Here is a 12,403-nt window from a genome sequence, read left to right as displayed (position 1 = left end):
ACGCGCTAACGCCACAATGCCGATATTGGAACAGCGGACAGACGTTCCCCGAAAGGGATCACCCTGTCATGGTCGTACAAGACGATACCCGAAACAAACTTTTCTCCAGATGCTTCGGCCAAAATTCGCAACCCCGAAAAATCGGAATTCGAGACGGTTGCTGCCGCTTTTATCTCAATACCGACGATCCGCCCTCTTCTATCTTCGATGACGATATCGACTTCGTTCTGCTGCTTGTCCCGAAAGTGCGAAAACTCGAAGCGGGTTTGCCCACCGCTGGCGAGTTTGAGGATCTCCCCAAAAACGAAAGTCTCCAGCAACGCCCCGAATTGGCCCCTGTCGTCACGGAGGCGCTCAAGAGAGAGGTCACGAAGGGATGCGAGAAGACCAGAATCGAGGAAATGTACTTTCGGTGTCTTGGTCAGGCGTTTCAGTTTGTTGGAAAACCAAGGTTGCACGGTTCGAGCGAGGAACAGGCTCTCGAAGATGCCGACGTATTTTTGCGTTGTGATGTGGTTCATCCCGATGGCAGCCCCGATCCCGGAATAGTTCACGAGCTGGCCCGAATGCTCTGCCAGAATGCGTAGCAGTCGCGGCATTTGAGCAATCTGCTCGATTTGCGCAATATCGCGAACGTCGCGTTGAACGATCGCCTGGATGTAATCCGCATACCAGTCCTGTCTGCGGCTCAAGGTTTTGCGGCCCAATGCCTCGGGATATCCACCGGCCAGAACCGCAGCCATCAGGTCGTCTCCGACGATTGGTTCTCCGGCCTTTGCTTCGTTTTGAAAGGCGTCACGCAGGAAGCTGCTGCCGGCCCTTCTGATCTCGCTTTGCGCAAGCGGCAGCAATCGAACGATCTCCATGCGCCCTGCGAGCGAGTCTGCCACGCGTGGCAGCGTCATAAGATTGGCTGAACCGGTCAGGAGGAAACGCCCTGGGCGCTGGTCGGAGTCCACACTCTCCTTGATCGCCAACAACAGCTCGGGAGCGCGCTGAATTTCATCGATAATGACGCGGTCCATACCCCTTACAAAGCCAACTGGATCCTGTCGCGCTGCCTCCAGGGTCGTTCCATTGTCCAGCGTGTAATACTCCATCCCCTCGTTAGCCATCTTCCTGGCCAACGTCGTTTTACCTGATTGTCGGGGACCTACGATCAGAACGACTCGCGTGTCCGACATGGCGTCGGCAACGCGTTGCTCAACGAGCCTTGGATACAGCGCCATAGCTTCATTCCATTGGTGACCGTTTGAAACTACGGCGACGACCAATTGAAAGTCAAGTCTTGACCGATTGAAAGTCACGTCGCGGCCGATTGAAACAGCAAACCAAAAGTCGGTGGCATGCTAGATAGCGATATGAGGTAGGCGAGAGGCCATCGCATCCCCAAGCCCACCAGCTTTAGCAACGGAAATAATGCAGCTCTTGATAGGATTCGAACCTGCGGCCCCGCGTTTCAAACTCATAAACCCGCACACCTTTGAGAATCTTAGGGTTGTCAAAGCAACCTAAAATCAATTCTTTCGGCTCTTTGGAAAGAGGCACCGCCGAACCTGCTGTCGCCACCCCTCTTTAACGTCCTCAAATCGGAGTCGAAGCGTGCGAGATATTTCGCCAGACGACCTGCGTCATTGCTGCTTTTCCAACTGTAAAGTCGCAAACAAGGCTCTGCCGGCAGAACTTATCATTACATGCTCACGACAGGTGCGGCTAAGTTCTTGCAGCTCTGCCTACTCGACCACCAGTACCAGAGTAAGGAAAGTCCTTTGCCCCCACTCGCACTCTCCTTTCGCCCGAGGAGTGGGACAAATCGCCTATAGGCGTTCCTGGAGGATCTCGGTCGTGATGTCCCGTCCAGCATAGAAGATTCCCAACACCAGCACCTCGGTCTCCTCGACAACAACCGCGATACTCACGCTCCTACGATAACCAATGATCCGAAGACCGGGGATGAGGTTGTCTCTCACCGTGCCGCGTTTGGGAAACGTCGCAAGCTCCTCGATAAACTGCCGGATGCCCCTGACATAGCCCCACGCCACCGTAGGTCCAGCCCTCTCAACGCTGGCGAGATCCCGGTACAAGTCACGTAGCTCAGCCTGCGCCTGCTTATGCAGGACAATTTTATACTTCATACCTACTTGGTTTTCGCCAGTTGAGCCCGATGCTCAGCTTCCAACCGGTCAAAAGCCTCATCCAGAGTCACGCCAGCGGACGGGTCACGCTTCAGATCTGCATAGCGGCTCGGGATTTCCTGAGTCAGCCAGCGTTCGCGGGCGTCTTCCTGATCTTCAAGCAATCTGAGGCCCGCGCGAACAACTTCACTTGCGTTGTTATAGCGACCGGATTCAAGCTGCTTTTTGATAAAGCGCTCGTAATGTTCATTGAGTGCGAAACTTGCCATGGCAATTCCCTCCTGCTCTAAATATGGGCCAGGTGCACGAAATTATCAACTATTGTTATCTATTGATATTCATCAAACGCATAGGCTCAGAAATGAAAATCGATGCGGAACTATGGCGCATCGTTCAAGCGGATCAATGGGTTCTGGAAGGGGGCTTCAACTTGCTACTTGATGCGATCCAACACGCAGACGGCGTCATATAGCGTGACCCTCCTATATGGCCGACAAGCCTGATATTCGGCGCAGAGGCCGGGCCGAAGCATGGAACCAATCCTGCTGCTCCTCCAGCACTAGGCGATGCGAATATTAGTCTCTACAGCAAATTCCGAGCCGAAGCGCTGCACGGCGAAACCGCTATCGCCTAGGCGTTTGCCCCTTCTGCAGGACAATACGGTTCCAGCTCATCCATGTGCTGCTGGTTCGCGCGAAACTGATTTCCCCAATCGCGCAGTCTGCCCAGGATCGGTGCGACCGACCGCGCGAGATCGGTGGCTTCGTATTCCACCCTCGGCGGCACCTCAGGAAAGACCTGCCGTGTGATCATTCCGTCGGCTTCGAGTTCGCGCAGTTGCTGCGTCAGCACCCGCTGTGTCGCATCCGGAATTAGTCGGCTCAATTCCATGAACCGCTTCTTGCCCATGAGCAGATTGACGAGGATCGTCGGCTTCCAGAGGCCGCCGATGACAGACATCGTCAGCTCCGCCGCACATCCGCTCTTCGGCTCCAGACGTTTTGGCCTCACTACGGGAACTCCTTCAAACCTTACTTACATTTACGGAAGTATAGGCGTTAAATGTGCATTCTTTCAATGATTTCCGCGTGAGCTAAATAGGGATGACGAGCTTCACGAACAAGGAATCATCGATGACTTTCCAGGCAATCATCGCAAGGCAGGACAATGATCGCGTGACTGCCGCTGTCGAGACAGTGGAGGACGGGCTCCTGACATCAGGCGATGTGACGGTTTCCGTCGAGTGGTCGACGGTGAACTACAAGGATGCAATCGCAATCGCTGGTCAGAGGATCATTCAGACGTTTCCCCTGATCCCAGGCATTGATTTCGCGGGAACTGTCGAGACCTCAACTGACCCCCGCTTCCAGGAAGGCGACAAAGTTGTCGCCACGGGCTGGGGGCTCAGTCAGACGCATAATGGCGGCTTCGCGCAAAAGGCCCGCGTGCCTGCCGACTGGCTTGTGAAGCTTGCTCCGTCGATCTCGACCCGGGATGCGATGGCGATTGGCACGGCCGGGTTCACAGCCATGTTGAGTGTCCTTGCTCTCGAACATGGCAACGTTTCTCCAGCCCGTGGCGAGATCCTCGTAACAGGAGCCTCCGGCGGTGTGGGCTCGATTGCAATCGCCATCCTTTCGAAGCTCGGCTACAGCGTCGTCGCCTCCACGGGCAAGTCAGGCGAGGAGCAGTACCTGAGAGATCTCGGCGCAAGCGCCGTTGTCGACAGGGCTGCGTTGTTAGCCGAGGGGCCGTCCATTGCCGCCGAGCGCTGGGCTGGAGCTGTCGATGCCGTCGGCGGACGCTCGCTCGCAAACATTCTCGCGCAGACGTCATACGGCGGCGTTGTCACCACATGCGGTTTTGTCGGAGGCCGCGATATTCCGGCATCCATCCTCCCGTTCATCCTGCGTGGCGTGACGCTCGCAGGCATCGACTCTGTCAACGCCCCTCGTTCTGTCCGCGAAAAAGCGTGGGACCGGCTAGCGACGGATATGGACCTCCAAAAGCTCGCCTCCACGATATCGGTCGTCGGCCTCGGCGATGTTTTCCAGGTCGCCAGCCAAATGCTGGCAGGCCGCATCAAGGGCCGCACATTAGTCGACGTCGATCGCTGATCAACCCGGCAATCAATCCTCAACAAAGCACGCGAGATATCGTTCGGCTCCCCTCCCGCGCCGGGTGGCACGATCGCTTGCCCTTCAACAAAGAGATGGAGCATTCGAATGAGTACGACAAAAGGCACGGCCCTCATTACCGGAGCATCCGCTGGCATAGGAGCGGTTTACGCTGACAGGCTGGCGACACGCGGTTTCGATCTCGTGCTCGTCGCCCGAGACCGAGCGAAAATGGAAGCGCTATCCTCGCGGCTGAAGAACCTCGGATTGAAGATCGAGATCCTGGTCGCGGATCTGACCAAGTCGGAAGACTTGGACGCCGTAGAAGCGAGGTTGTCAGCAGGCGACATCTCCCTGCTGGTGAACAATGCGGGAATGTCGCTGAACGGGAGCCTGCTGGAGAACGGGGGCGCCGCGATTTCCCGGATCATAGCCCTCAATATCACGGCGCCTGCCAGACTTGCCGCGGCCGCGGTCAAGGCGTTCGTCGCCAAGGGACATGGAGCGGTCATCAACATCGCCTCGGTCCTCGCTCTCGCCCCGGAACGCTACGACGGCATCTACAGTGGCTCGAAGTCGTTCTTGCTGAATCTTAGCCAGTCGATGACGGCGCATTACGCTGACAAGGGCGTCTATACCCAGGCCGTCCTCCCCGGCGCGACGCGGACCGAACTCTGGGAGCGGTCGGGCAAGGACGTCAACTCGTTCCCGATAGAGATGCTGATGGAAGTCGACGACCTCGTGGACGCTGCCCTTGTCGGCTTCGACCGTCGCGAACCGATCATCATTCCACCTTTGCCCGACGACGGGCCATGGAAGGCCATGCAGCAGGCGCGCCTGTCGATGGCTCCGAACCTCTCGCGCCGCTCCGTCGCCGAGCGATACCTCACCCAACAGACTGAAAGTGCCTAAGATGACCTCATCGCTAGAAACCACACCCACCCAATTCCTCGAAGCGGGCGGCATCCGATTCGCCTACCGCCGCCTCGGACCTGATCAGGGCGTCCCCGTTGTCTTGCTTCAGCACTTCACCGGGACGATGGACGCCTGGGATCCTGCTGTCGTCAATGCCCTATCGGCGGATCGCCCGGTCATCCTGTTCGACAATGCAGGCGTCGGATCCTCGTCAGGCACAGTGCCAGACAACGTCGAGAAGCAGACGCAGGATGCGGAAGCGTTCATCGCCGCGCTGGGCTTTCCGGAGGTCGACCTTCTCGGCTTCTCGCTCGGCGGCTTCCTCGCGCAGGTGATGGCGGCCCGCACGAAGGTTAACGTCCGACGGCTGATCATTGCCGGATCCGCTCCGAAAGGTGGGGAAGAACATCTTCTTCAGGTTGTCGACGAAGCATTTTCCAAGAACGCCCGTGACATCAGGATGCCACTGTTCTTCACGCCGTCGCAGCAAAGCCAGCAGGCGGGCGAGGCATTCATCGACCGCGCTCTCGCAAGAACCCGGGACCGCGACCCCGACAGCGGCGAGAATGTCAGCAACCCGCAGGCGGCATCGATCATCGGCTGGTGCGCGGAACCCGATCCTGACCACGCATCCCTCAAGGCTATCAAGCAACCCACGCTCATCGTCCATGGCAGCGACGACACGATGTTCCCGTCGATAAACGCCTACGAGATGTTCAAGGCAATGACCTCGGCGACGCTGATCATTTACCCGGATTCCGGTCACGGGGCGCTCTTCCAGTACCCCCAAACCTTTGTCGCCCACGTGAAGACCTTCCTCGACGCCTGATCATCCCATCCATCAAGGAAACTAGAATATGAATTCGCTTGCACAGAAGATCATCGACGCCCACGGCGGTCTCGAAACATGGCGTCGTTACTCCTCGCTGACGGCGCACCTGAAGCAGGGTGGCGCTCTATGGCGTCTCAAAGGACACGGCGGCAAACTCGACGAGACAAACGTAACTGTCGGTCTCGGTGAGGAGTGGGCTTCCCACTTTCCCTTCGGTCCGGAAGGCAAGGTCACCCGCTTCGAGCCTGGCGTCGTCAGCATCAGGGATTCGCAGGACAATGTTCTTGAGACGCTCACTGATCCGCGCTCCTCTTTTGCCGGGCACACTCTCGAGACGCCGTGGACGGAGCCGCAGCTTGCCTACTTCGCTGGCATCGCCATGTGGACCTACCTCAACATGCCGTTCCTGCTCGCCGCACCGGGTGTTGTTACCGAGCAGCTTGAAGACTGGCAGGAGAATAGGGAGACCTGGCAACGCCTCAAGGTGACATTCCCCTCGGAGATCGCAACGCACAGCACCGTTCAGACCTTGTACGTGGATAAGAACGGTCTCCTGAAGCGTCATGACTACGACGTCGAGATCGCCGGAAACACGCCCGGCGCACACTACATCGGAGGTTATGTCGAGGTGCAGGGACTGAAGTTCCCGACCGAGCGCAGGATCTTCCCGCGCCAGCCGGACGGAAACAGCATGTCTGAGCCTCTGGTCGTCTCGATCGATCTCTCCGACATCAAACTGAGCTGACCATGTTGGGGAGCATGCATCTGTCCGCAGCGCGCAAAATGATCGCGGCTGCGGAGTCTCACGCGGTCGGAATAGCTGTGCGGGCGAGCATTGTCGTTCTCGATCAGAGCGGCGATCTAATCGCCATGGCTCGAATGGATGGAGCATGGGCCGGTGCATTCGACCTTGCACTTGGAAAGGCGCGCACTTCGCGTGCCTTTCAGGCACCCTCCTCCGCCTTTTTCCCTCTTATCCAGCCAGGACAGCCCTTGTTCTCCGTCAACAATGTCGGCGGCGGCCAGTACGTCATGCTGCCCGGCGGACTGCCTCTTTTGGTAGACGGCAATCTTGTCGGCGCGGTGGGCGTCAGCGGAGGCTCGACCAATCAGGATGAAGCGATTGCTAATGCCGCTGTCGCCTCCTTTCTCGCATGGAATGCAAAGGAACTACACAATGACTGATCTTCTCGACGTTGCGGTCGCAGCTCATGGCGGCCTTGATCACTTCAATCAATTCTCGTCGGTTACGGCGAGGCTTCATCAGGGAGGCATCCTCTGGGCGCTGAAAGGCAAGCCCACGGTGCTTGAGGACTGCCAGGTCAGGGTAGACCTCGGACGGGAGCAAGTCTCCCACTGGCCGTTCGCTCCGACGCAGAACAAGTCCGTCTTCACGCCGGACAGAGTGACCATCGAGGATCCCGGTGGCAACGTCGTCGAGGAACTCCTGCAACCAAGGACGTCGTTCGAAGGCTATGAGATGGAGACCCACTGGAGTAATCCGCAGGTGGCCTACTTCGCGGGCTATACCATGTGGACCTATCTCACCTCGCCCTTCATCCTGAAGCGGCCGGGCGTCATCACCGAGGAAATTGCGCCGTGGAAAGAGAACGATCATGAGTGGCGGCGGCTGCGCGTGCGCTTCCCGGACGAGATCGCGACCCATAGCACGGAGCAGACGTTCTATTTCGACGATCGCGGGCTGCTTGTCCGGCACGACTACGAAGTCGATATCCAGGGAAGGAACGCCGCGGCTCGCTACATGAGCGACTACGTCACCACGGACGGTACCGTCATGCCCGGCAAGATGCGGATCTATCCCCGCGGCGCCGACAACAAGCCGCTTCCCGAACCGCTGATCGTATCGGTCGATCTTTCGGACTTCCAGTTTTCATAAACCTTCAGGGCTTGCGATAGCCCTCTTCGCGTTATCCCTCCCTCCAATTGAAAGAGACCAAATGAGCTACATCACCACGAAAGACGGCGTCGAAATCTTCTACAAGGACTGGGGTTCGAAGGACGCGCAGCCGATCGTCTTCCACCACGGCTGGCGACTGTCGTCCGACGACTGGGACGCGCAGATGCTGTTCTTCCTGTCGAAGGGCTATCGCGTTGTCGCCCACGACCGCCGCGGCCACGGTCGTTCAACTCAGGTATCCGACGGCCACGACATGGATCATTACGCGGCGGACGCATTCGCCGTTGCCGAGACGCTCGATCTCAGGAACGCCGTCCATATCGGACATTCCACAGGCGGCGGGGAAGTTGCTCGCTACGTGGCCAAGCACGGCCAGCCAGCAGGCCGCGTTGCCAAGGCTGTTCTCGTATCGGCCGTTCCTCCGCTAATGCTTAAGACCGAGAGCAATCCTGAAGGTCTGCCGATCGAGGTATTCGACGGCTTGCGTTCGGCACTTGCCACAAACCGCGCCCAGTTTTTCCGCGACCTGCCTGCTGGCCCATTCTACGGCTTCAATCGGGACGGAGCGACTGTCCATGAAGGCGTGATCCAAAATTGGTGGCGCCAGGGCATGATCGGCAGCGCAAAGGCGCACTACGAAGGCATCAAGGCCTTCTCGGAAACCGACCAGACGGAAGACCTAAAGGCAATCACGGTTCCGACGTTGGTTCTGCACGGTGAAGACGACCAGATCGTGCCAATCGCGGACGCTGCTCACAAGTCGATCAAGCTTCTGCAGAAAGGATCGATGAAGGCGTACCCGGGCTTCTCGCACGGCATGCTTACGGTCAATGCCGATACGCTGAACGGAGATTTGCTGGATTTCGTAGCGGCGTAAGTCCCACTGCGGACAGCTACAACGAAACTACGGGAGGAGCGGTCTCGGAAGCGGCTCCCCCGAACCATGGTGCGCGCCTGCCTATTCGTCGATCAACACGACCGCGATGAGAATCATGGCGTCATCGAAAGCCGCCGCCCATCTTCCGTTTCCGTGAAAGCACAACAAAGCAAATGCATCCACTGCTGGCAGTGTCCACCGAAACGGCTCGAGCCCATAATTTTTTGAGAGAACACCGGTCGTATGCTCTTGATGGAATTCGAACCAATGGTCATCCCGTTTGGATGGGCTGACGCCTTGAACATGGCGCACGGCTCGATAAATTAAAGCCGCAAGGCGCTACTTCGCGAACCCACGATACGGCTCGACCGCCGATGTCTATGTATCAACATCGCGCTTGCCCGATGCTGGACACAGGCGCTGGCGGCCCATGCGGGCAAGAACGATCTGACAGATGTCGCGACCCTTGAATAACTATCACCTTGGACTAGATCAATTGTTGTCGGCGCCCATCGCAGGACCGACAGCCGCGAAGGCGTCGAGGACGCCTTCGCGGAAGGATCCACCGTTATGGTTCTGTTCATTTCGCAATAGCGCAAACGGTCGCGCCTTGGCGTGAGAGCGATTGTGAACAAAAGTAGAATCGCCAGAAGCGCATAACCCTCAAGCCGCCGTGGCCATGCGCTTCATGTGGGACGAGGTTAACCATCGCGTTGCCTTGGAGCAAATCGGCTCCTCGAATTGGAGCTGATATGACAATAAGACAAGAAATTATCCGCAACAGGCTTCTCAAAGCCTTGCCGCCGGATGTCTTCGCGACGTTTTTGCCCCATATGCGATTCGTGGATTTGCCGGCACGACACGTGTTGGTTCAAGCTGATGAACCAACAACGGAGGTCTGTTTCATCGAGAGTGGCCTTGCCTCGGTGGTCGCCGCGACGATCGAAGACGAGAGCATAGAAGTTGGTCATGTGGGTCATGAAGGCATGGCGGGAACACATATTCTGCTGATGGTTGACCAAACGCCCAACAAGACTTTTATGCAGGTGGAAGGACGGGGCGTTCAAATTCCGGTTCAGCCTTTCATCGAGCTTCTATCTTCCGAACCCAATGTGAGAAACTTTCTCCTCCGTTATCTGCATACGACCGATCTGCAACTTGCCCATTCCGCGCTGGCAAACGCCAGATACAACATGCATGAGCGCCTTGCACGCTGGCTGCTTATGTGCCACGACCGGCTCAATGGACCCGATCTCCCGCTGACGCATGAATTCCTCTCATTGATGCTTGGTGTGCGACGTTCCGGCGTAACCAACGAACTCCATGTCCTCGAAGGAATCCATGCCATCAAGGCCACTCGCGGAAATGTCCGCATTGTAAATCGAGAGAAGCTTCTGGAGATCGCCGGCGGCTGCTACGGCACACCCGAACGCGAGTATGAACGGGTGATGGATCTCGCCTTCGTCGGTTTCCTTTAATTTTTCAAGGCTATCGCATCAGCAAGCCGTAAAACCAGGAGGAGATATTCTTGCTGGCTGCGAATTTCGGCGTGCGGCGAGCAATACCGCGCCCGATACCAATGGCCGCCAAGATCCTCCAGAACATGGTCAAGAACGGCATTTGCGCCTGGGTGCCATGCTGTTCTGTACGTTTCCGCACATGCCGTATCATCCCAGGATGAATGTGCTAGTTTTTGCCTTCCCGGGAAGGAGCGCGCGATGAATCTCTCAAATGTCTCCATTCTTTTACTTGAGGATCAGCCGCTTGTGGCGCTCGATATCGAAGATTACTTGCGAGATGCTGGGGTGACGGAGATCCATGTCATCTCATCCTGTTCCGATGGACAGGCGTGGCTCAATGAACATAATCCTGATCTCACAATACTGGATATCCATTTGAGAGACGGTGACTGCAGCCGCATCGTCGGAACACTCAAAACGCGCAGCTTGCCATACATCATCTACTCGGCATCCGACAGATCGCAATACGGCGGCTTGTCCGGATTCGCGGACGCGCCTTGGATGTCGAAACCGGCGGATCCCCGGTTGTTGGTCGCCGAGGTCAAGGCATGTCTTGGTTCTTCGAAGTATCGAAGTGAACGGAGGCCAGGGTCTGTTTCGTTATCGAAACACTGACGGAGGCTTGGATGACAGAGGCGGCTCCAAGGTACTTCTCCTCCGTTCCGGCATGGCAGGCATGCTCCAATGAATGCCGAACCCAGAATTCAGATCGTGCAGCGATAAAGTGTCGAACAACATCTTATCGTTGGTGCGATCATTTGCTAACATTATACCCACGAGCGAATTAAGGATATCTTCGTCCGGACATGACGTCTCACTACCCGACTGACAGCGATAAGAGCGGAAACACGTATTCAGACGACAAGGATAACGGTTCGTCGAGTTTTCTCGCTAGCCCACCCCACGGCCCGTGGAGCGGAGGATCCAGCATCGACAGCGTTGAAAATCCGCGGGCCTGGCTTGCGGCGATTGTCGAGAATTCCAACGACGCCATTCTGAGCAAGATGCTCAATGGTACGATTACCAGTTGGAATGCGAGCGCGGAACGCATCTTCGGCTTTTCGGCGGAGGAAGTGATCGGTCAATCGATTCTGATCCTGGTACCCGAGGACCGGGTGCAGGAGGAAAATACAATTCTCGAAAAGATCCGCCGTGGTGAGCGAGTCGAACATTTCGAGACCGTCCGAAAGCGCAAGGATGGGAGCCTTATCGAAGTTTCCCTCACGGTTTCGCCCGTTCGCGGCAAGAAAGGAAGGATCATCGGCGCTTCCAAGATTGCGAGAGACATTTCAGAACGACGCCGCCTGGAGTATCGCCAAAAGCTGCTGCTGCGGGAGATGAATCACCGGATCAAGAATCTCTTTTCCGTGGCTTCGGCCCTGATTTCCCAAACCAGGCGGTCGGCACGGAGCGTGGACGAACTGGCGGATAGCCTGCATGCACGTCTGGCTGCCCTGACGCGTGCTCATGATCTCATCCTGCCCGATCTTATCGACAGCGAGATGAAAGGCGATCGCAAAACCACGTTGTTTGCGTTGCTTGAAGCGATTCTTGCGCCTTATGGTGATGGGTCGCGAACCAGGACGAAGATCGAAGGAACGGATGTCGCCGTCGGAGGCAGCGCTCTAACCTCCCTGGCGCTTGTTCTCAACGAATTCGCCACCAACGCCGCCAAATATGGATGCCTTGCAGTAGCCGAAGGCCACTTGTCCGTGCAGTGTTTGATTGATGAACGGAACCTCCACCTTACGTGGGTTGAGGCAGGAGGACCGGCAATAGATGCTTCGCATCGCAGGGAAGGGTTCGGGGGTCAGCTTGAAAGAGCGATCATCACGTCAGCACTGCATGGAAGAATTTCGCGCGAATGGGCTTCCACCGGATTGGTCATCTCGATGCAGGTGCCTTTATCCAAGCTCGAGAATTAGCGCTCTCAGTCGATCCCGCTGTGGCGGGTCGACACTCTCGCGCTTATGATGATCGAGAAAGCCCGGAGAGATAAACGAGAAGGTAAGTCGCCGCTTGGAACAATGGGGAGGTGCCGCAGTTAGTGGAGCGGTACATGTTCCGAATGGAGCTCCTCATTGCGGAG

Annotated in this window: 14 protein-coding genes; 10 read left to right on the top strand and 4 right to left on the bottom strand. The window is 57.0% G+C overall.

The features are described 5' to 3' along the window. Positions 1–5 precede the first annotated feature (5 nt). The 4 genes from FHT84_RS23120 to FHT84_RS23105 form a co-directional block, all read right to left on the bottom strand. Positions 6–1,229 carry an ATP-binding protein gene (locus tag FHT84_RS23120; RefSeq protein ID WP_112342217.1) on the bottom strand — a complete coding sequence of 408 codons (1,224 nt, stop codon included), beginning with the start codon at positions 1,227–1,229 and terminating at the stop codon, positions 6–8. Between the two features lie 588 nt (positions 1,230–1,817). Continuing rightward, positions 1,818–2,135 carry a type II toxin-antitoxin system RelE/ParE family toxin gene (locus tag FHT84_RS23115; protein ID WP_183764273.1) on the bottom strand — a complete coding sequence of 106 codons (318 nt, stop codon included), beginning with the start codon at positions 2,133–2,135 and terminating at the stop codon, positions 1,818–1,820. Between the two features lie 2 nt (positions 2,136–2,137). Beyond that, a complete protein-coding gene (locus FHT84_RS23110; RefSeq protein WP_112342215.1) occupies positions 2,138–2,404 on the bottom strand; it encodes a type II toxin-antitoxin system ParD family antitoxin in 267 nt (88 codons plus the stop codon). A 361-nt stretch (positions 2,405–2,765) separates the two neighbouring features. Further along, entirely contained in the window at positions 2,766–3,146 is a 381-nt protein-coding gene (locus FHT84_RS23105; protein ID WP_183764276.1) for a helix-turn-helix domain-containing protein, read from the bottom strand. Positions 3,147–3,268: 122 nt separating this feature from the next. On the opposite strand from FHT84_RS23105, the gene FHT84_RS23100 reads away from it, so the two are divergent. From FHT84_RS23100 to FHT84_RS23055, 10 genes are all read left to right on the top strand, one after another. Continuing rightward, positions 3,269–4,252, top strand: coding sequence for an MDR family oxidoreductase (locus FHT84_RS23100; RefSeq protein WP_112342224.1), 984 nt, complete (start codon positions 3,269–3,271; stop codon positions 4,250–4,252). Positions 4,253–4,360: 108 nt separating this feature from the next. Continuing rightward, positions 4,361–5,164 (top strand): SDR family NAD(P)-dependent oxidoreductase, encoded by an 804-nt coding sequence (locus FHT84_RS23095; RefSeq protein WP_183764279.1) that lies wholly within the window; start codon positions 4,361–4,363, stop codon positions 5,162–5,164. A 1-nt stretch (position 5,165) separates the two neighbouring features. Further along, positions 5,166–5,996, top strand: coding sequence for an alpha/beta hydrolase (locus FHT84_RS23090; protein WP_183764384.1), 831 nt, complete (start codon positions 5,166–5,168; stop codon positions 5,994–5,996). A 28-nt stretch (positions 5,997–6,024) separates the two neighbouring features. Beyond that, positions 6,025–6,744 (top strand): hypothetical protein, encoded by a 720-nt coding sequence (locus FHT84_RS23085; protein WP_183764282.1) that lies wholly within the window; start codon positions 6,025–6,027, stop codon positions 6,742–6,744. Between the two features lie 2 nt (positions 6,745–6,746). Further along, positions 6,747–7,184, top strand: coding sequence for a heme-binding protein (locus FHT84_RS23080; RefSeq protein ID WP_183764285.1), 438 nt, complete (start codon positions 6,747–6,749; stop codon positions 7,182–7,184). Beyond that, positions 7,177–7,896, top strand: a complete 720-nt coding sequence (locus FHT84_RS23075) for a hypothetical protein (RefSeq protein WP_183764288.1) — start codon at positions 7,177–7,179, stop codon at positions 7,894–7,896. The genes FHT84_RS23080 and FHT84_RS23075 overlap by 8 nt, the downstream gene beginning before the upstream one ends. Positions 7,897–7,957: 61 nt before the next feature. Next, entirely contained in the window at positions 7,958–8,794 is an 837-nt protein-coding gene (locus FHT84_RS23070) for an alpha/beta hydrolase (protein WP_183764291.1), read from the top strand. A 752-nt stretch (positions 8,795–9,546) separates the two neighbouring features. Beyond that, positions 9,547–10,272, top strand: a complete 726-nt coding sequence (locus tag FHT84_RS23065; protein ID WP_112342207.1) for a Crp/Fnr family transcriptional regulator — start codon at positions 9,547–9,549, stop codon at positions 10,270–10,272. 240 nt (positions 10,273–10,512) lie between these two features. Beyond that, positions 10,513–10,929: a response regulator gene (locus FHT84_RS23060; protein WP_183764294.1), complete on the top strand. Its 417-nt coding sequence runs from the start codon at positions 10,513–10,515 to the stop codon at positions 10,927–10,929. Between the two features lie 191 nt (positions 10,930–11,120). Further along, complete coding sequence (locus FHT84_RS23055) at positions 11,121–12,239, top strand: PAS domain S-box protein (RefSeq protein WP_112342205.1); 1,119 nt, start codon at positions 11,121–11,123, stop codon at positions 12,237–12,239. The last annotated feature ends 164 nt before the right edge of the window (positions 12,240–12,403 follow it).

It is taken from the genome of Rhizobium sp. BK289, from assembly GCF_014193575.1.
GTDB classification, from domain to species: domain Bacteria; phylum Pseudomonadota; class Alphaproteobacteria; order Rhizobiales; family Rhizobiaceae; genus Rhizobium; species Rhizobium tropici_C.
The sequence above is the reverse complement of the archived record's forward strand: the minus strand, read 5'-3'. Positions and strand labels throughout refer to the sequence as shown.

Bases quoted from the DNA above. Each gene is read 5' to 3' on its own strand.
- FHT84_RS23090 (WP_183764384.1), top strand. From the start codon at position 5,166: ATGACCTCATCGCTAGAAACCACACCCACCCAATTCCTCGAAGCGGGC.
- FHT84_RS23095 (WP_183764279.1), top strand. From the start codon at position 4,361: ATGAGTACGACAAAAGGCACGGCCCTCATTACCGGAGCATCCGCTGGC.
- FHT84_RS23065 (WP_112342207.1), top strand. From the start codon at position 9,547: ATGACAATAAGACAAGAAATTATCCGCAACAGGCTTCTCAAAGCCTTG.
- FHT84_RS23070 (WP_183764291.1), top strand. From the start codon at position 7,958: ATGAGCTACATCACCACGAAAGACGGCGTCGAAATCTTCTACAAGGAC.
- FHT84_RS23115 (WP_183764273.1), bottom strand. From the start codon at position 2,135: ATGAAGTATAAAATTGTCCTGCATAAGCAGGCGCAGGCTGAGCTACGT.
- FHT84_RS23060 (WP_183764294.1), top strand. From the start codon at position 10,513: ATGAATCTCTCAAATGTCTCCATTCTTTTACTTGAGGATCAGCCGCTT.
- FHT84_RS23100 (WP_112342224.1), top strand. From the start codon at position 3,269: ATGACTTTCCAGGCAATCATCGCAAGGCAGGACAATGATCGCGTGACT.
- FHT84_RS23055 (WP_112342205.1), top strand. From the start codon at position 11,121: ATGACGTCTCACTACCCGACTGACAGCGATAAGAGCGGAAACACGTAT.
- FHT84_RS23075 (WP_183764288.1), top strand. From the start codon at position 7,177: ATGACTGATCTTCTCGACGTTGCGGTCGCAGCTCATGGCGGCCTTGAT.
- FHT84_RS23085 (WP_183764282.1), top strand. From the start codon at position 6,025: ATGAATTCGCTTGCACAGAAGATCATCGACGCCCACGGCGGTCTCGAA.
- FHT84_RS23080 (WP_183764285.1), top strand. From the start codon at position 6,747: ATGTTGGGGAGCATGCATCTGTCCGCAGCGCGCAAAATGATCGCGGCT.
- FHT84_RS23120 (WP_112342217.1), bottom strand. From the start codon at position 1,229: ATGGCGCTGTATCCAAGGCTCGTTGAGCAACGCGTTGCCGACGCCATG.
- FHT84_RS23110 (WP_112342215.1), bottom strand. From the start codon at position 2,404: ATGGCAAGTTTCGCACTCAATGAACATTACGAGCGCTTTATCAAAAAG.